Source organism: Mycobacterium sp. UM_Kg27, from assembly GCF_000972905.1.
GTDB lineage: Bacteria > Actinomycetota > Actinomycetes > Mycobacteriales > Mycobacteriaceae > Mycobacterium.
The window spans coordinates 1-241 of the sequence record NZ_JRMM01000380.1; the positions used below are offsets into that span (position 1 = coordinate 1).

Annotated in this window: 1 pseudogene; it reads right to left on the minus strand. The window is 67.2% G+C overall.

The window, feature by feature from the left end:
- Positions 1-241 (minus strand): annotated as a pseudogene (locus LI94_RS24915) (IS3 family transposase); the annotation flags it as partial.

Here is a 241-nt window from a genome sequence, read left to right on the forward strand (position 1 = left end):
GGGCTGGCGAGCAATGTCCAGTACCCGGCACGTCACCACCACGGGGATCCCGTCGGCGGCGAGCTCGCTTACGAGCGGGTAGAGCCTTTACCCGGCAGATTCGCCTGCGACAAATACGCTGCCGCCCGCCGCAGGACCTCGTTCTCCTGCTCCAGCAGCCTGATCCGCTGCCGTGCTGCACGCAGGTCGGTCGACTCCAACGTGGTGGTGCCGGCCTTGACGCCGTCATCGATGTCGGCCT